This is a genomic window from Actinomadura keratinilytica (genome assembly GCF_039539665.1).
GTDB classification, from domain to species: Bacteria; Actinomycetota; Actinomycetes; order Streptosporangiales; family Streptosporangiaceae; genus Spirillospora; species Spirillospora keratinilytica.
On sequence record NZ_BAABDO010000046.1, the window covers coordinates 1 to 17,438 of the forward strand.

The following is a 17,438-nucleotide window of genomic DNA, read 5'->3' on the forward strand; positions in this document are numbered from 1 at the left end:
GGCTACGTCGAACCCCGCACCGGTGAAGTGCTCCCGACCTGGGATGAGGCGCTTGGCGCCCTCGACCAGGACGACGACGCCGAACCCCTGCACGTGGTGCTGTTCGACCGCCGGTACCTCTAAGAACGCGCCAAACCCGGTGCCCCAGACGTCAAACCCGCCCACTATCGACTGCTGCTGCTGATAGACGCACCCATCACTCGGCGGCGACAGCTCAACGAGGCGCTGACAAACTTTCGGCAACGACGTCAGGGGCTGCCTGAATGGCGAGGAAGCGAGGCAGACGACGCTTCGGCAACATCCGCAAGCTCCCGTCAGGCCGGTTCCAGATCAGGTATCCGGGTCCCGACGGCATCATTCGCCCGGGAAGCCGCACGTTCGCGACCGAACGCGAGGCCGACCAGCAGCTTGCGCTCATCGAAGCAAAGCTGATCTCGGGCGAGTGGACCGACCCCAAGCGCGCCAAGGTCGACCTCAAGGGCTACGCGGCGAAGTGGATCACGGAGCGGCCGAACCTGCGGCCCCGGACGGTCGAAATCCACTCGGGGCTGCTGCGACGCCACATCGCGCCGTATCTCGGCAATGTGGAGCTGGGGAAGATCGACACGGCGAGCGTCCGGGAGTGGCGCGCGGCGCTGATCGAAGCAGGGGTGGGGGCCTCCGATGTGGCGAAGGCGTACCGGTTCCTGCGTGCGGTCCTCATGACGGCGGCCGACGACCTGATCACCCGCGCAACCCGTGCCGGATCCGCGGTGCCGGTGAAGAGAAGCCGAACGAACGGCCGGTGCTCACGGTGGCGCAGGTCTTCGAGCTGGCCGACCTGATGCCCGACCACTTGCGCGCCGTGGTGCTGCTGGCGACCTTCGCAAGCCTGCGCTGGGGCGAGATCGCGGCCCTCCGCCGGATGGACGTGGACGCTGACGCCGGTACGGTCTCGGTGCGGCAAGCCCAGGTCGAACTCGACACCGGCGAACTGCTCATCGGACCGCCCAAGTCACGCGCAGGCGTGCGGACCGTGGCACTCCCCCGCTCCATCCTCCCCGCGCTGCGCGAACACCTGGACAAGTACACCGGGCCGGAGCAGACCGCGCTGGTCTTCACGGGCAAGCGGGGCGGCAACCTGCGACGGGCCAACTTCCGGCGAGCGACCAGATGGGGCGACGCGGTGGCCGAGATCGGCGCACCCGGCCTGCACTTCCATGATCTTCGACACACCGGCAACATGCTCGCGGCCGACACAGGCGCGAGCCTGCGGGACCTCATGGAGCGCCTGGGGCACGACAGCGTGCGAGCGGCCATGATCTACCAGCACAAGTCGGCGGGCGGCAACCGCGCCATCGCCAACGCCATCGACGCCGAGATCAACAACGCCGACCAGGACGGCGACGGGTCCACCGGAGCACTCGCCCGCACGGGCTAATGGCACGCCAATGGCACGCAGACTCGGTTGCGGGGAGCCGACGGGGGGTTTGGGGGGTCGTCCCCCCGAAGGGCACTGCGGGCTACGGGGAAGGCGCACAGCGCCGACCAGCGTCGGCCGCATCGTGGGCGCAGCAAGGATCGAACTTGCGACTCCTCGCTTGTAAGGCGAGTGCTCTACCACTGAGCTATGCGCCCGGGAGGGACCGGGAAGAGATCCCGGTGACCGGGCAAGCGTACCCGGTCGGGGGGGCCGATCGCGAAACGGAAATCAGGGCTGGGCGTCGGGGCCGTCCTGCTCGGCGAGGAAGCGCTCGAACTGGGCGGCGATCTCCTCGGCGGTGGGCATGTCCTGGGACTCGGCGAGCAGGCTCTCGCGGTCGGCGGCGCCGGCGAAGGCGTCGTACTGCTCCTCCAGGGCGCGCACCACCTTCTCGACCTCCTCGTTGCCGGCGATCTGCTGGGCGATCTCGGCGTCGGTCTTGGCGGCGGCCTCGCGCAGGCGGTCGGAGGGCAGGACCAGGCCGGTGGCGGAGACGACGGCCTCCAGGGCGGCGACGGCGGCGGCCGGGTAGGCGGCCTGGGCGAGGTAGTGGGGGACGTGGACGGCGAAGCCGACCGCGTCGTGGCCCGCCTCGCCCAGGCGCAGTTCGAGCAGGGCGGCGGCGCTGCCGGGCACCTGGACCTTGTCGAACCAGGGGGTGCGGGAGACCAGCTCCGAGCGGGTGGCGTGCGAGGTCAGGCCGACCGGGCGGGTGTGCGGCACGCCCATGGGGATGCCGTGGAAGCCGACGACGAGGCGGACGCCCAGCCGTTCGACCAGGTGCCGGACGGCGGCGGTGAAGCCCTCCCAGAGCCGGTCCGGTTCGGGCCCGCTGAGCAGGAGGAACGGGGTGCCGACCTCGTCGCGCAGCAGGTGGACGACCAGTTGGGGGGCGTCGTAGGAGGCCCAGTGGTCGCGGTCGTAGACCATCATCGGGCGGCGGGCCCGGTAGTCCAGCAGCGAGTCGACGTCGAAGCGCGCGATCACGCGGTGGTCCAGCGCGTCGAGGAGGTGCTCGCGCAGGAGCTGCCCGGTGGACCCCGCGTCGACGAAGCCGTCGAGGCTGTGCAGCAGCACCGGTCCGGACAGCTCCGGCAGGTCGGTGTCCAGCTCGTACAGATCCTCAGGGTTGCGCACCGTCTCCCCCACATTCCTCATGCCGACGCACTCAACACTAGGACATGGCGGGGCGCTTCCCTGACGCGTTCATTCTCGCGCAGGGTGAACGGGGCCGGCGGCGAAGTCCTCGGGACGCAGCGTGATCAGGTCGTCGCGTCCGGCGGTGCCGCCGGCGGCGACGAGGCGGCCCGCGTGGCGCAGCCGGGCGCGTTCGATGGCGTTGCGGACGGAGCGGGCGTTGGCGAAGCGGGGCTGGGCGCGGCGGCGCCGGAGGTGGTCGCGGAAGACGGGCACGGCGTCGGGCGACAGGACGTAGCCGTCGCGTTCCAGCATGAGGTGCCCGATCGCCTCCAGTTCCGGCGGCGTGTAGTCGGGGAAGTCGATGTGGTGGGCGATGCGGGAGCTCATGCCGGGGTTGGACGCGAAGAAGGCGTCCATGCGGTCCTTGTAGCCGGCCAGGACGACCACCAGGTCGTCGCGCCGGTTCTCCATCACCTGGAGGAGGATCTCGATGGCCTCCTGGCCGTAGTCGCGTTCGTTCTCGGCGCGGTAGAGGTAGTAGGCCTCGTCGATGAACAGCACACCGCCCATGGCGCGTTTGAGCACCTCCTTGGTCTTGGGGGCGGTGTGCCCGACGTACTGGCCGACGAGGTCGTCGCGGGTGACCGCGACGAGGTGGCCGCGGCGGACGTAGCCGAGGCGGTGCAGCAGTTCGGCCAGGCGGGTGGCGACGGTGGTCTTGCCGGTTCCGGGGCTGCCGGTGAAGCACATGTGCAGGTTGGGGCGGCCGCTGCCGATGCCGAAGCGGGCGCGGGCCCGGTCGACCAGCAGCAGCGCGGCGAGTTCCCGGATGCGGTCCTTGACGGGGGCCAGCCCGACCAGGTCGGCGTCGAGGGCGTCCAGGACGTCGTCGACGCGGGAGGCGGCGCGTTCGGCCGCCAGGTCGATGCGGGCGTCCGGCGGCAGCGGCGCGGCCGCAAGCGGCGGCGCGGGCGGAGCGGGCGGCGGTTCCCCGGCGCCCGGCGGCGTTGGAGTCGCCGGGGAACCGTTCTCGGACGGCCGCATGCCGAATCCGAGCCTGCCGCTCAATCCGGCTCCTCGGCGGAGGCGCGGCGGGCCCCTCGGGGCCGGTCGAGCGCGTACGGGTGGAGGCGGACGCGGACCTGCCGGTCGCGGGTCTCCTCGCGGTCGATGCGGAAGCCGGGCTCGTCGGCCGGGCGCTGCACGATGAACGACAGCGCGGTGGTCTGCCGCCCGTGGCTCGCGTCGTAGGCGTTGAGGCGGATGTAGTGGTCCGGGTAGGCCCTGCGGCACTCGTTGACCTCGTGGACGACCCCGGCGGGGTCGGCGAGGTCGAACATCGGCAGGCCCCACATCTCCCAGTAGGTGTTGCGCGGGTGCGGGTCGTCGGTGAACTCGACCGAGCAGGGCCAGCCGCGTTCCAGGGCGTAGGCGACCTGTGCGGCGATCTCGTCGTCGGTGAGGTCGGGCAGGTAGGAGAAGGTGCCTTGGGTGATGCGCATCAGATGCTCACAGGGGTCTCGACGACGTCGGGGGTGTCGGTGGACTCGTAGGTGAACGTCACGTCGCCCCAGGTGGACAGCGCCACGTCCAGCTCGCGGCTGTGCCGGGCGGCGGCGCGCAGGATGTCGGGGCCCTCGGCCAGGAAGTCGCGGCCCTCGTTGCGCGCCTTGATCATCGCTTCCAGGGCGACGCGGTTGGCGGTGGCGCCGGCGGCGATGCCCATGGGGTGGCCGATGGTGCCGCCGCCGAACTGCAGCACGACGTCCTCGCCGAGGTGGTGCAGCAGCTGGTGCATCTGCCCGGCGTGGATGCCGCCGGACGCGACGGGCATGGTGCCCGGCAGCGACGCCCACTCCTGGTCGAAGTACAGGCCCTTGCGCGGGTCGGCCTCGACGCGGTTCAGGCGCAGGGTGTCATAGAAACCGGCGACGCTGCCCGGGTCGCCCTCCAGTTTGCCGACGACGGTGCCGGCGTGGATGTGGTCGACGCCGGCCAGCCGCATCCACTTGGCGAGCACGCGGAAGTTGACGCCGTGCGTCTTCTGCCGCGTGTAGGTGGAGTGCCCGGCGCGGTGCAGGTGCAGCAGGACGCCGTTGCGCCGCGCCCACCGGGCCATCGACTGGATCGCGGTGTACCCGACGGTCAGGTCGATCATGACGATGACGCTGCCGAGGTCGCGGGCGAACTCGGCCCGCTCGTACATGTCCTCCATGGTGGCGGCGGTCACGTTCAGGTAGTGGCCCTTGACCTCGCCGGTCGCGGCCTGCGCCCGGTCGACGGCCTCCATGCAGAACAGGAACCGGTCGCGCCAGCGCATGAACGGCTGGGAGTTGATGTTCTCGTCGTCCTTGGTGAAGTCCAGGCCGCCGCGCAGCGCCTCGTACACCACGCGCCCGTAGTTGCGCGCCGACAGGCCCAGCTTCGGTTTGACGGTGGCGCCGAGCAGGGGGCGGCCGAACTTGCCGAGGTACTCGCGTTCCATGACGATGCCGTGCGCGGGCCCCTGGAACGTCTTGACGTAGTGCGGGGGGATGCGCATGTCCTCCAACCGCAGCGCCCGGAGCGCCTTGAAGCCGAAGACGTTGCCGATGATGGAGCTGGTCAGGTTGGCGATCGAGCCCTCTTCGAACAGGTCGAGGTCGTAGGCGACGTAGGCGATGAACTCGCCCTCGCGTCCGGGCACGGCCTCCACCCGGTAGCACTTGCCCTGGTAGGTGTCGTAGCTGGTGAGCCGGTCGGTCCACACGACGGTCCAGGTGGCGGTGGACGACTCGCCCGCGACGGCGGCGCCCGCCTCCTCCGGCGGCACGCCGCGCTGCGGGGTGATCCGGAACGCCGCCAGCACGTCGGTGTCCTTGGGCTGGTAGTCGGGCCGCCAGTACCCCATCTCGGCGTACGGGATCACGCCCGCCGACCATCTGTCCGCGCTGCTCATCGTCCGCTCCCGTCCGTGGTCCGCAGTGGGTGGACGGTTCGAGCGTGCCCTGCCGATACTTGCAATGTCCATCAAGTCTTCTGCGGTGACCATCAACCGATCGTTTGAACCTGCGGGAGGGACGGGATGACCGAGGCGCGGCTGCGGTCGTTCACGGCGGTCGCCGACACCGGGTCGGTGCGGGCGGCGGCGCAGCGGCTGTACGTCACCGAGTCGGCGGTGTCGGCGGCGGTCGCGGCGCTGGCCCGGGAGGTGGGGGTGCCGCTGGTGGAGCGGGACGGGCGGGGGCTGCGCCTGACCCCGGCCGGCGCCGCCTACGCCTCGTACGCCCGGCGGGTGCTCGGCCTGCTGGAGCAGGGCCGGGCCGCGGCCCGCGGCGCGGCCGACCCGGCGCGCGGCTCGCTGCAGCTGGCGGCCGTGGCGACCGCCGCCGACCAGCTGCTGCCCGGGCTGCTGGCCTCGTTCCGCGCGCGGCTGCCCGACGTCGAGGTGGCCGTGGAGGTGGGGCCGAGCCGCCAGGTGTGGGGCGGCCTCGCCGACCACCGGGCCGATCTGGTGCTGGCCGGACGGCCGCCCGCGGGCGTGCCGGCGAAGGTGCTGGCCCGCCGGCCCAACGAGCTGGTGGTCGTGGGCTCCCCCGCGGTGGCGGCCGGGTTCGCGCTGGGCACCACCCCGTGGGTGATGCGGGAGCCGGGGTCGGGCACGCGGGCGACGGCCGAGGCGTACCTGGCCGACCGCGACGCCGCCCCGCCGCGCCTGGTGCTGGGCTCGAACGGCGCGGTGATCGCCGGGGCGGCCGCGGGGCTGGGGGTGGCGCTGGTGTCGCGGGATGCGGTCGGCGCCGAGCTGGCCGACGGGCGGCTGGTGGTCGTGGACGCCCCCGGCATGCCGCTGCAGCGGCCCTGGCACGCCGTGGCGGGGCCGTCCCTCACCCCGACGGCCCGGCTGTTCGTCCGCCATCTGGTCGACGCGCCGGGGTGGACACCCGCGGAAGGTCCGTGATCGCCGGGCGGCGGCACGCCAGAATCACATTCGACTCATCCTTCGCCATCGCAACCGATCAGCACGGGAAGGGGTCGCCATGACCGCCGACCACCCGTACGACATCGTCCTGTTCGGCGCCACCGGGTTCACCGGCGGGCTGACGGCCGAGTACCTGGCCGAGCACGCCCCGCCGGGCACCCGCTGGGCGCTGGCGGGCCGCAACCGGGGCCGCCTGGAGGCGGTGCGCGACCGCCTCGCCGCCCGCAGCCCGGCCTGCGCGGACCTGCCGCTGCTGTACGCCGACTCCACCGACGCGGCGTCGCTGCTGGACATCGCCGCGTCCGCCCGCGTGGTGGTCACCACGGTGGGCCCGTACGCCAGGTACGGGGAGCCGCTGGTGGCCGCGTGCGCCCGCGCGGGCACCGACTACCTGGACCTGACCGGCGAGCCGGCGTTCGTCGACCGCATGTACGTCCGCTACCACGAGGAGGCGGCCGCGAGCGGCGCCCGCCTCGTGCACGCCTGCGGCTTCGACTCGATCCCGCACGACCTGGGCGTCTACTTCACCGTCAAGCAGCTGCCCGAGGGCGTGCCGGTGCGGGTGGAGGAGTTCGTCCGGGTGAGGATCGACCCGTCCGGCGGCACCTGGCACTCGGCGATCGGGGTGGCCGCCGACCTGCCCGGCATGTGGCGCGCCCGGCGCGAGCGCCGCCGCGCGGAGGTGTGGCCCGCCGGACGCCGGGTGCGCGTGTCGCAGCGGCCCGTCCCGCACACCCGCCTCGGCTCCGGGTGGACGCTGCCGATGCCGACCCTCGACCCGGACATCGTGGCCCGGTCGGCCGCCGCGCTGGACCGCTACGGCCCCGACTTCGCCTTCGGCATGTACCTGGCGGTGCGGCGGCTGCCGACCGCCCTCGGCATGGCGGCGGGCGCCGCGGCCGCCATGGCGCTGGCGCAGCTCCCGCCCACCCGCGCACTGCTGCTGAACATGCGGACCCCCGGCCAGGGCCCGTCGCCCGAGACGCGCGCCCGGAGCTGGTTCCGGCTGACGTTCGTCGGCGAGGGCGGCGGCGCACGGGTGGTCACCGAGGTGGCGGGCGGCGACCCGGGCTACGACGAGACCGCCAAGATGCTCGCCGAGTCGGCGCTGTGCCTGGCGCACGACGACCTGCCGAAGACGTCGGGGCAGGTCACCCCCGCCGCGGCCATGGGCGACGCGCTGCTGGACCGGCTGGTGCGGGCCGGCATCACCTTCCGCGTCCTGCGAAAGGGCTGACCGCCTGCCCGCCGCCGCGCCCGCCCGCCGGGCCGCGGCGGCGGGAGGCCGGCACCGGCACGACGGCCTCGACCGTCGTGCCGACGCCCAGGCGGCTGGTCACCGACACCCGGCCGCCGAGCAGCTCGGCGCGTTCGGCCATGCCGCGCAGTCCGTAGGAGCCCGGGCGGCGGCCGGGCGCGACCACGTCCCGGACGCGAAAGCCCACGCCGTCGTCGGTGACGGCCAGCCGCACCCGGTCGCGGTCGTGCTCCAGCAGCAGGTCCACGCAGGTGGCCGACGCGTGCCGCAGGCAGTTGCCCACCGCCTCCTGCGCGATCCGGTACAGCGCGGTCTGCACGTGGTCGGGCAGCGCGTCGTCCAGCTCCCCGGTGACCGTGACGGTGACGTCCAGGTTCGCCGCGCCCGCCTCGCGCGCCAGCGTGGCCAGCGCCGCGGACAGGCCCAGGTCGTCCAGCACCGGCGGGCGCAGCCCCCCGATCGCGGCGCGGGTCTCGGCGGCGGCCAGCTCGCACAGCCGCCGGGCCAGGGCGATCTGCTCGGCGGCCTCGGGATGGTGGTCGGGCAGCGCCCGCTCGGCCGCCGACAGGTGGAACCCGAGCCCGGCCAGCCGCTGGGCGATGCCGTCATGGATCTCGCGGCTCAGCCGGGACCGCTCGGCCTCCTGCACCTCCACGGCGCGTTCGGCGAACCGCTCGGCGGCGAGTTCGCGCTGCTCGGCGGCGCGCAGCCGGCGGCACGACGACAGCACGGGCCCGAACAGCCCGGCCAGCGCGGTCGCCAGCGCCACGTCCCGCTCCCGGCAGGGGCCGGCGGACCGCACGTCCAGCACGGCGATCGTGGACGCGTCGTCGCCGTGCACGGGGATCGCGACGCCCCGCCCGTCGGCGTGCCGGCGGGCGCGTCCGTGGGCGGCCACCCAGCCGGCGTCGCCGTCGCCCAGCGGCACGCGCGGGCGGCCGGGGGCCTCCAGCGCCCGGTCGTCGGCGTCCAGGACGTACACGTCGCAGAACGTCAGCGCCTCGGCCGACCGGACCACCAGCCCGGCCAGCTCCTCGGCCAGCTGCGGCAGCTCCCGGGCCGCGCACGCCACCGCGACCACGCGCAGCAGCAGGTCGGTGCCGCGCGCGGCGAGCAGCTCCAGCGGCGGCGCGGTCACCGGAACAGGCCCTCGCGCAGGGCGACGGCGATCGCGGCCGACCGGTCGGTCACCTCCAGCTTGCGGTAAAGGGCGCGCAGATGGCTTTTGACCGTCTCCTCGCTCAGCACCAGCCGCGCCGCGATGGCCCGGTTGGACAGCCCGCCGACCAGCAGCGCCAGCACCTCGCTCTCGCGCTGGGTGAGCCCGCGCCCGGCGCCCGGCCAGAACTCGCCGCGGCCCAGCCGGGCGGCGGTGACCGCCATCCGGCCCGCCAGGGTCGGGTCGACGACCGTCTCGCCCTGCGCCACCTCCTCCAGGCGCTTGACCAGCTCCGGCCCGTCGACCCGTTTGAGCAGGTAGCCGCCGGCTCCGGCGCGCAGCGCCTCGAAGACGTACTGCTCGTCGTCGTACACCGAAAGGAACACCACGCGCGAGCCGGGAGCCTGGCGGGTCAGCGTGCGGCACAGGTCCAGGCCGCTCTCCGGACCGAGCCGCACGTCCAGCAGCACCACGTCCGGGCGCAGCGAGGTGACCAGCCGGGTGGCCTCCTTCCCGGCACCCGCCTGCCCGACCACGCGCACGCGCCCGGAGAAGCCGGCCAGCATGGCCTTCAGCCCGGCGAGGATCATCTCGTGGTCGTCGACCAGGACGACGCGAATGGGCCCCATTCGGGAAAGATAACAAGCCGTTGCCTACCCGCCAGTAGGGAGGGTTTCACCCCGCGAATCCCCTGCTCGGGGGACGCGGCGGGCGGAGGCGGCGGCCTAGCCTCGCGGGCACCGACGACCACCGCGGGACGCTGAGGAGGCCAGGTGCCCCATCGGATCGTGCACATGCTGCGGGCGCGCGGCGCGGCCCGCCGGCCCGTCATGCTCGCCATCGCCGGGGACAGCGCGGCGGGCAAGACGACCCTCACCCGGGGCCTGGTGCAGTGCCTGGGGGCGGACCGGATGACGGCCGTCTGCGTGGACGACTACCACCGCTACGACCGCGCCGAACGCCGGGACAAGCCCTTCACCGCCCTGCACCCCGACTGCAACCACATCGACATCATGGAGCAGCACCTGCAGCTGCTGTCGATGGGCGAGCCGATCCTCAAACCGGTGTACGACCACACCACCGGGCGGCTGGTGCGCCCCGAGCTGGTCCGGCCGCGCGAATTCGTGATCGTCGAAGGGCTGCTCCCCCTGCACACCCGGCTGGCGCGGGCGTGCTTCGACATCACCGTCTACCTCGACCCGCCCGAGCACCTGCGGCACCGCTGGAAGATCGACCGCGACTGCCGCACCCGCGGCTACACCCCCGACCAGGTGCGCCGCGAACTCGACCGGCGGGAGCCGGAGAGCGCCGCCTTCATCCGCCCGCAGCGCCGCTGGGCCGACATCGTGGTGCGGTTCGCGCCCGTCGCCGAACGCGCCGACCCGCCCGGCACGCCCCTGTCGGCCGAGCTGCTGCTGCGCCCCACCATCGACCACCCCGAGCTGGCCGAGGTGCTCAAGGAGCCGGGGACCGCCATGCACCTGCGGCTGCGCCGCGACACCGACGGCCGTCCCGTGGACGCGCTGCACGTCCACGGGTACGTGTCGCCCGAGGAGTCGCAGGTCGTCAAGAAGGCCATCTGGGAGCGCCTGGGGCCGCGCGCGGGCGACGGCATCGACCGCGACGCCCTGGGCCGCCTGTCCGACGGCACCGCCAGCGACCCCCTGGCGATCACCCAGCTGCTGCTGCTCTACCACCTGCTGGAGGCGGGCGACGGCCAGGCCGCCTGAGGGCGGCCACCGCGGACGCGCGGGGAGGCCCCGGACGTCCGGGCCGCGCGGCCGCGGCCGCCGGGAGGGCGTTCGTTCACTTCGGCGCCGGGCGCCCTCCCGGCCCCTGGGGACCGGCGGGCCCGGCGGCGGGCCGGGTCAGCGGACGGGGCCGCGCTTGAGGACGCGCGACAGCGCCGCCGCGACCTCCTGCGACAGGTCGGCGTCGACCGGTCCGGCGCCGCCGGACGGCACCAGGTCGCCGGGGCGCTCGTCGTCGCGGACGGCCTCGCGGGTGTGCCCGCAGTCGCGGCACTCCACCTCGCCGAGGCGGCAGGTCAGCACGGTGGAGCCGCAGGCGTCGCACTGGTCGAGTTCGGCCGTCCAGTCGTGTTCGGCCTGGCAGCGGGGGCAGATCAGCACCTGGCGGTCCGCCCGGACCCCGCGCTTCCACGGGCTCGCGCCGCGGACGGGGTCGGTCTGCCGCGCCCCGCATCGGAAGCAGGGCATCACACCTCCAGGGGTGCGAAGGGTTCGGACCGGCCCGGCCGGCGCGCGGCCGGGCCCGGCCCGGGACGGCCTACAAAGCGGCGAGCGCCTTGCGGTACTCGTCGATGTCGCGCGCGTCCGGGATCGCGTTGACGACCTTCCAGCGGACGACGCCCTCGGTGTCGATGATGAACGTGCCGCGCAGCGCCACGCCGCGCTCCTCGTCGAACACCCCGTAGCTGCGGGCCACCCCGCCGTGCGGCCAGAAGTCCGCCAGCAGCGGGAACTGGTACTTCTCCTGCTCGGACCAGGCCCGCAGCGAGAACATCGAGTCGACCGACACCGCCAGCACCTGGACGTCGTCGCCGCCCAGCGTCGGCAGCTCGTCGCGGATCGTGCACAGCTCGCCCGTGCACACGCCGCTGAACGCCAGGGGGTAGAACACCAGGACGACGTTCTTCCGGCCCCGGTAGTCCGACAGCTTCACCGGGGTGCCGTGCTGGTCCTTCAGCTCGAAGTCCGGCGCGCTGTCGCCAACCTCAACCGCCATGCCTCTCCCGCGGATCGCCCCGCTCGCGGCGGGGAACTCCTCGTCCCCGCGGTCACGGGGACGTGCGCGCACCACGGCGCGTCGCGGCCCAGTCTGCCACCTCCCGCCGGCGCGGCGGCCGCCCACCCCGCCCGCCGCACGGCGCGCCGGAAGCGGGGCCGCGCAGTCGTCGTGACACGGTCGTCATGCCACCCGGCGCCGCGGGCCGACCGTCACGGCCCGGCCGTCACGGCCCGGTTTCGCGTGGCCCGGTCCCGGTGGAGCGGGCGCCGGCGGGCGGCGGGCCGCCCGCGGCCTGGCTACTTGCGCGCCTTCGGCGGCACCAGGCGCGTGCCCGACCACTCGGCGGCCGCGCTGACGCTCTTGGTCTGGGTCAGTCCCGCGCTGCGGGCGGCCTCGCCGATGTCGCTGGGCTCCACATGCCCCTCACGGCCCGCCTTGGGCGTGAGCAGCCAGATGTATCCCCCGTCGGTGAGCGGAACCTGCGCGTCGGTGAGTCCGTCGAACAGGTCGCCGTCGTCCTCCCGCCACCACAGCAGCACGACGTCGACCACGTCGTCGTAGTCCTCGTCGACCAGCTCGTTCCCCGTGACCGCCTCGACGGAGGAACGAAGCTCCTCGTCGACGTCGTCGTCGAAACCGATCTCCTGCACCACCTGGTCCGGCTGGAAGCCGAGCCGTTCGGCCAGGCTGCGCTCAGTCTGCGCCTGACCCGCGGTCGCGCTCACGAAAGTCCTCCCATGGTCGATAGCCCGCGCGGTACCTTTCCCGGCCCCCGAGCGGAGGCCCCTGCGCACCGGCCGGGGCGCGGGGGCGCGGCACATTCCACGTGTCCGAGTCTGACACCGCTGCGGTGTTTGCGGGACAGTCCACACAAGTGAGGGGCCCTAGCGCAAGTGTCTTCCGGGCATTTGCCGGGCCCATTGGCGGGAACGCCGCCGGGACGGTCACTGGACACCCACCGAGCGTAACAATCCATGCTCAGCCCGCAAGGAAGGACAGCCGGACCTGCCGCTCGGGATTGTCGACGTTGAGGTCGACGAGCGCCACCGACTGCCAGGTGCCGAGGGCCAGCCGCCCGCCCACGACGGGGATCGTCGCGTACGGCGGCACGATCGCGGGCAGCACGTGGGACCGCCCGTGGCCGCGCGAGCCGTGCGCGTGCCGCCACCGGTCGTCGGCCGGCAGCAGGTCGCGCAGCGCGGCCAGCAGGTCGTCGTCGCTGCCCGAGCCCAGCTCGATCAGCGCGACCCCCGCGGTGGCGTGCGGGACGAACACGTGCAGCAGCCCGTCCTCGCCCGCCTCGGCGGCGAACCGCTCGCACTCGGCGGTGATGTCGTGCACGACGTCCCGGTTCCCAGTGGTCACCCGCACCACGACGCTCTTCATGACCCGCTTGTTTACCCCATCCCCCGCCCCCGATGCATGATCGCCCGGCCGGGCGCGCCGAGACCGCAACCGGCCAGCGCCCCGCCCGCCCCCCGCTCAGCCGCGGCCGGTTCCGGACGCGCCGCCCGGGCGACGCCCTCACCGGGGTCCCGGCGGAGCACATGATTGCGATCACGCACCGTGGTTATGACTACGGGATGTCGAGATCGATCGGCGGACACGCCCGGCGCGCGCCTGCCGCGCCCCGCCACGGCCTGGGGGCACCGGGGGGACGCGGCCGCCTACGGAAGGACGCGGGCATCCGAGGACAGGGCGCCGATGACGGCCCCTGGGGGGCGCCACCGGCGCCGGTGCGGTCAGCGCTCGGCGGTGGCCTTCGCCGGCTCGATCACGGCGTCGGGCCCCGGGAAGCACAGAGCCTCGTGTCCGTCTTCGAAGCGCACGACGTACGGCGGGCTGCCGTCGTCGCCGCGGACCTCGATGATCTCGCCCACCCGATTGTGATGGCCCACCCACCTGGAGTGCACAAGCAGTACATCTCCGACCGATGCCTTCATCACTCCCCCAGATCTCGCTGGTCGTACGGGTTTTGTCGGAGGGGTCATACCCTGGTTGCGGATTCATACCTGCGTGGGCGCGACGGTCCGCCGGAAGGGGGCGCGACCGCTTTTGCAAAAGGGTGGAAACCACCCTGCCGCAGAGCCTGACACCCGCTGTGACCGGGGAAAATGGTTACTGACTGGTAGAGATGCGATGGCCGCCCCGAGGGGCGACGATGGATCACGAAACCGGCGACGAACAGTCGCAGGACAGTACGGCACAGAGGGGACCCCGTGGCTACCGGACGTCAACGCTTTTCGATCATCAGCGACGGCCTGCCGAGCCAACTGCCGGACATCAACCCGGACGAGACCCGGGAGTGGCTGGAGTCGCTTGACACGGTCATCAAGACCGAGGGCAAGGGGCGCGCGCGCTACGTGATGCTGCGCCTGCTGGAACGTGCCCGCGAGCAGCAGGTCGGCGTCCCCGGCCTGCGCAGTACCGACTTCATCAACACCATCCCGCCGGAGCGCGAGCCCTGGTTCCCCGGCGACGAGCACATCGAGCGGCGCATCCGGGCCTACATCCGGTGGAACGCCGCGATCATGGTGTCCCGGGCCAACCGCCCCGAGCTGGGCGTCGGCGGGCACATCGCCACCTACGCCTCGGCCGCGTCGCTCTACGAGGTGGGGTTCAACCACTTCTTCCGCGGCAAGGACCACGGCGAGTCCGGCGACCAGGTGTTCATCCAGGGGCACGCGGCGCCCGGCATCTACGCCCGCGCCTACCTGGAGGGGCGGCTGACGCAGCACCAGCTGGACGGTTTCCGCCAGGAGATCTCCCACCCGGGCGGCGGGCTGTCGTCGTACCCGCACCCGCGGCTGATGCCCGACTTCTGGGAGTTCCCCACGGTGTCGATGGGCCTGACCGCCATCGACGCCGTCTACCAGGCCCGGTTCAACCGCTACCTGTACAACCGCAAGATCAAGGACACCTCCCGGTCGCACGTGTGGGCGTTCCTCGGCGACGGCGAGATGGGCGAGCCGGAGTCGCTGGGCGCCATCGGCCTGGCCGCCCGCGAGGAGCTGGACAACCTCACCTTCGTCGTCAACTGCAACCTGCAGCAGCTGGACGGCCCGGTGCGCGGCAACGGCAAGATCATCCAGGAGCTGGAGTCGTTCTTCCGCGGCGCGGGCTGGAACGTCATCAAGGTGATCTGGGGCCGCGACTGGGACCCGCTGCTGGCCCAGGACGTCGACGGCGTGCTGGTCAACAAGATGAACACCACGCCGGACGGGCAGTTCCAGACCTACTCGGTCGAGTCCGGCGCCTACATCCGCGAGCACTTCTTCGGCGACGACCCGCGGCTGCGCAAGATGGTCGAGCACCTGTCGGACGACGACCTGCGCCGCCTGTCGCGCGGCGGGCACGACTACCGCAAGGTGTACGCGGCGTTCAAGGCGGCCCGCGAGCACGTCGGCCAGCCCACGGTGATCCTGGCGCACACCATCAAGGGGTGGACGCTCGGCCCCGATTTCGAGGCCCGCAACGCCACCCACCAGATGAAGAAGCTCACCAAGGCCGAGCTCAAGGAGTTCCGCGACCGGCTCTACCTGGACATCCCCGACTCGGCGCTGGAGGCGGACCTGCCGCCGTACTACCACCCGGGCGAGGACTCCGAGGAGATCGAGTACATGCGCGAGCGGCGGGCCGCGCTCGGCGGGTTCCTGCCCAAGCGGGTGGTGCGCGCCAAGCCGCTGAAGCTGCCCGGCGACGCGGTGTACTCGTCGCTGCGCAAGGGCTCGGGCAAGCAGAACGTCGCCACCACCATGGCGTTCGTCCGGCTGCTCAAGGACCTGATCAAGGACGAGAACATCGGCGCCCGGTTCGTCCCGATCGCCCCGGACGAGTACCGCACGTTCGGCATGGACTCGCTGTTCCCCACGTCCAAGATCTACTCGCCGCACGGGCAGACCTACGAGGCCGTCGACCGCAAGCTGCTGCTGTCGTACAAGGAGTCCGAGCAGGGGCAGATGCTGCACGAGGGCATCAGCGAGGCCGGGTCGATGGCCTCGACGATCGCCGCGGGCACCTGCTACGCCACGCACGGCGAGCACATGATCCCCGTCTACATCTTCTACTCGATGTTCGGGTTCCAGCGGACCGGCGACCAGATGTGGGCGATGGGCGACCAGATGGGCCGCGGCTTCCTGCTGGGCGCCACGGCGGGCCGCACCACCCTCACCGGCGAGGGCCTGCAGCACGCCGACGGCCACTCCCCCCTGCTGGCCGCGTCCAACCCCGCCTGCGTGCACTACGACCCGGCGTGGGCGTTCGAGCTGGCGCACATCGTGCGGGACGGGCTGCGCCGCATGTACGGCTCGTCCGAGCAGCACCCGCACGGCGAGGACGTCTTCTACTACCTCACCGTCTACAACGAGCCCTACCAGCAGCCCGCCGAGCCGGCCGACCTGGACGTCGACGGCCTGCTCAAGGGCCTGTACCGGTACCGCGAGGCGCCGCGGGACGGCCTCGGGGCCGAGGCGCCGCGGGCGCAGATCCTGGCGTCCGGCGTGGGCGGGCGCTGGGCCCTGGAGGCGCAGCGGCTGCTGGCCGAGGACTGGGGCGTGGCCGCCGACGTGTGGTCGGCCACCTCGTGGAACGAGCTGGCCCGCGAGGCCCGCTCCTGCGACGAGTGGAACCTGCTGCATCCCGAGGCCGAGCAGCGCGTCCCGTACGTGACGCGGACGCTGGAGAACGCGCCCGGCCCGATCGTGGCGGTGTCGGACTTCATGCGCGCCGTCCCCGACCAGATCGCGCCGTGGGTGCCCGGCGACTTCCTGTCGCTCGGCACCGACGGGTTCGGCTTCTCCGACACCCGCGCCGCCGCCCGCCGGTTCTTCCACGTCGACGCGGCGTCCATCGTGCTCGCCGTGCTGACCCGGCTGGCCCGGCAGGGCGAGGTCAAGCCGGAGACGCTGCAGCAGGCCATCGAGCGCTACCGGCTGAACGACGACGTGGCGTCGGTGTTCGCGGGCGGCGCGCGGACCGCCGAGAGCAGCACCGGCGGCGACGCCTAATACCCTGGGCGAGGCCGCGCGGGCGGGTGCCGAGATCACGGAGGTGTAGGCCGTGACCCCGCCCCGCCCGCCGCGGCCGGGCGCCGCCGGCGTGCGCACGGCGCGCTACGGGCCCGGCCGGCGCCCCTCGATGTGCCGGCGGAGGAGGCCGGCGTGCGACAGCGGCCTGGACAGGTCGCCCACGTCGTCGTTGGCTCCGTAGTCGAGCAGGACGACATCGCCCTCGGCCGCCAGGCGGCCCAGTTCGGCGACCAGGTCGGCGACGCGCCTGTCCAGGACCCACCGGTAGGACGGCAGGTAGATCTCCCGGCGGGCCTGCTCGTACGGCAGCAGCACCGTCCCTTCGAGGCCCCGGCGGTGGCCGAGGACGGGTCCGTGCGCGCGGACCGTCCGCTTGAGCCCCCGCATCGAGGTGACGTGCAGCTTGGCGGGGTCGACGTCCTCGTCCGCGAAGACCTTGAGGGCCTGCCAGATCCCCTCCACCGACTGGGCGGTCACCCCCGGGGTGAACGGCACGGGAATGCCGCCGTGCGGGTAGAAGGGGCTCAGCCGCACCCACGGCTCGTCGGCCCGCGAGGTGACGTCCACGATCCGCGCGCCCGGATACGCCGCCTCGATGGAGGCCCTGGCCCGGCGCCTGCTCGCGACGTGTATGGCCATCAGCTGCCCCCCTTTCGGGGGGCAGCCTGCCCCACGGCACC

At 73.1% G+C, this 17,438-nt stretch carries 18 protein-coding genes and 1 tRNA gene; 6 read left to right on the forward strand and 13 right to left on the reverse strand.

Annotated elements, in window-relative coordinates; all coding sequences use genetic code 11:
• The first annotated feature begins 263 nt into the window (after positions 1-263).
• Both ABD879_RS16360 and ABD879_RS16365 read left to right on the forward strand, forming a co-directional pair.
• The gene (locus tag ABD879_RS16360; RefSeq protein WP_345022274.1) at positions 264-824 is read left to right on the forward strand and encodes a tyrosine-type recombinase/integrase; all 561 of its coding nucleotides are present in this window, start codon (positions 264-266) and stop codon (positions 822-824) included.
• On the forward strand, positions 785-1,420 hold the full coding sequence (locus ABD879_RS16365) for a tyrosine-type recombinase/integrase (RefSeq protein ID WP_345022275.1): 636 nt from the start codon (positions 785-787) through the stop codon (positions 1,418-1,420). The genes ABD879_RS16360 and ABD879_RS16365 overlap by 40 nt, the downstream gene beginning before the upstream one ends.
• Before the next feature lie 125 nt (positions 1,421-1,545).
• On the opposite strand, the gene ABD879_RS16370 is transcribed toward ABD879_RS16365, so the two are convergent.
• The 5 genes from ABD879_RS16370 to ABD879_RS16390 form a co-directional block, all read right to left on the reverse strand.
• A tRNA-Val gene (locus tag ABD879_RS16370) sits at positions 1,546-1,617 on the reverse strand.
• Positions 1,618-1,690: 73 nt separating this feature from the next.
• The gene (locus ABD879_RS16375; RefSeq protein WP_345022312.1) at positions 1,691-2,599 is read right to left on the reverse strand and encodes a proteasome assembly chaperone family protein; all 909 of its coding nucleotides are present in this window, start codon (positions 2,597-2,599) and stop codon (positions 1,691-1,693) included.
• Positions 2,600-2,668: 69 nt separating this feature from the next.
• On the reverse strand, positions 2,669-3,670 hold the full coding sequence (gene cbbX, locus ABD879_RS16380) for a CbbX protein (RefSeq protein ID WP_345022276.1): 1,002 nt from the start codon (positions 3,668-3,670) through the stop codon (positions 2,669-2,671).
• A complete protein-coding gene (locus ABD879_RS16385; RefSeq protein WP_345022277.1) occupies positions 3,667-4,104 on the reverse strand; it encodes a ribulose bisphosphate carboxylase small subunit in 438 nt (145 codons plus the stop codon). The genes cbbX and ABD879_RS16385 overlap by 4 nt, the downstream gene beginning before the upstream one ends.
• The gene (locus ABD879_RS16390; protein ID WP_345022278.1) at positions 4,104-5,540 is read right to left on the reverse strand and encodes a form I ribulose bisphosphate carboxylase large subunit; all 1,437 of its coding nucleotides are present in this window, start codon (positions 5,538-5,540) and stop codon (positions 4,104-4,106) included. Before ABD879_RS16390 ends, ABD879_RS16385 begins: the two co-directional genes overlap by 1 nt.
• 126 nt (positions 5,541-5,666) lie before the next feature.
• Here ABD879_RS16390 and ABD879_RS16395 point away from each other — a divergent pair, with 126 nt between their 5' ends.
• Positions 5,667-6,542 carry a LysR substrate-binding domain-containing protein gene (locus ABD879_RS16395; RefSeq protein WP_345022279.1) on the forward strand — a complete coding sequence of 292 codons (876 nt, stop codon included), beginning with the start codon at positions 5,667-5,669 and terminating at the stop codon, positions 6,540-6,542.
• Positions 6,543-6,621: 79 nt separating this feature from the next.
• Positions 6,622-7,800, forward strand: a complete 1,179-nt coding sequence (locus ABD879_RS16400) for a saccharopine dehydrogenase family protein (protein WP_345022280.1) — start codon at positions 6,622-6,624, stop codon at positions 7,798-7,800.
• Here ABD879_RS16400 and ABD879_RS16405 read toward each other — a convergent pair.
• The gene (locus ABD879_RS16405) at positions 7,772-8,959 is read right to left on the reverse strand and encodes a GAF domain-containing sensor histidine kinase (RefSeq protein WP_345022281.1); all 1,188 of its coding nucleotides are present in this window, start codon (positions 8,957-8,959) and stop codon (positions 7,772-7,774) included. The two genes, ABD879_RS16400 and ABD879_RS16405, sit on opposite strands and share 29 nt — an antisense overlap.
• Positions 8,956-9,609, reverse strand: a complete 654-nt coding sequence (locus ABD879_RS16410) for a response regulator (RefSeq protein ID WP_345022282.1) — start codon at positions 9,607-9,609, stop codon at positions 8,956-8,958. The genes ABD879_RS16405 and ABD879_RS16410 overlap by 4 nt, the downstream gene beginning before the upstream one ends.
• Before the next feature lie 144 nt (positions 9,610-9,753).
• On the opposite strand from ABD879_RS16410, the gene ABD879_RS16415 reads away from it, so the two are divergent.
• The gene (locus ABD879_RS16415) at positions 9,754-10,710 is read left to right on the forward strand and encodes a phosphoribulokinase (RefSeq protein ID WP_345022283.1); all 957 of its coding nucleotides are present in this window, start codon (positions 9,754-9,756) and stop codon (positions 10,708-10,710) included.
• Between the two features lie 138 nt (positions 10,711-10,848).
• Here ABD879_RS16415 and ABD879_RS16420 read toward each other — a convergent pair whose 3' ends face one another.
• The 5 genes from ABD879_RS16420 to ABD879_RS16440 all read right to left on the reverse strand — a co-directional run bounded on the left by ABD879_RS16420 (position 10,849) and on the right by ABD879_RS16440 (position 13,722).
• Positions 10,849-11,199, reverse strand: a complete 351-nt coding sequence (locus ABD879_RS16420) for a hypothetical protein (protein WP_345022284.1) — start codon at positions 11,197-11,199, stop codon at positions 10,849-10,851.
• Positions 11,200-11,269: 70 nt separating this feature from the next.
• Positions 11,270-11,728, reverse strand: coding sequence for a peroxiredoxin (locus tag ABD879_RS16425; RefSeq protein WP_285496141.1), 459 nt, complete (start codon positions 11,726-11,728; stop codon positions 11,270-11,272).
• 299 nt (positions 11,729-12,027) lie between these two features.
• A complete protein-coding gene (locus tag ABD879_RS16430; RefSeq protein ID WP_345022285.1) occupies positions 12,028-12,456 on the reverse strand; it encodes a DUF3052 domain-containing protein in 429 nt (142 codons plus the stop codon).
• Positions 12,457-12,709: 253 nt separating this feature from the next.
• Positions 12,710-13,117, reverse strand: a complete 408-nt coding sequence (locus ABD879_RS16435) for a secondary thiamine-phosphate synthase enzyme YjbQ (protein WP_345022286.1) — start codon at positions 13,115-13,117, stop codon at positions 12,710-12,712.
• Between the two features lie 356 nt (positions 13,118-13,473).
• Positions 13,474-13,722 (reverse strand): DUF1918 domain-containing protein, encoded by a 249-nt coding sequence (locus ABD879_RS16440; protein ID WP_345022287.1) that lies wholly within the window; start codon positions 13,720-13,722, stop codon positions 13,474-13,476.
• A 228-nt stretch (positions 13,723-13,950) separates the two neighbouring features.
• Here ABD879_RS16440 and aceE point away from each other — a divergent pair, with 228 nt between their 5' ends.
• Entirely contained in the window at positions 13,951-16,737 is a 2,787-nt protein-coding gene (gene aceE / locus ABD879_RS16445; RefSeq protein ID WP_345022288.1) for a pyruvate dehydrogenase (acetyl-transferring), homodimeric type, read from the forward strand.
• A gap of 105 nt (positions 16,738-16,842) precedes the next feature.
• Here the strand turns inward: aceE and ABD879_RS16450 are convergent, their stop codons facing one another.
• Positions 16,843-17,397 (reverse strand): DUF6939 family protein, encoded by a 555-nt coding sequence (locus tag ABD879_RS16450; RefSeq protein WP_345022289.1) that lies wholly within the window; start codon positions 17,395-17,397, stop codon positions 16,843-16,845.
• Positions 17,398-17,438 lie beyond the last annotated feature (41 nt).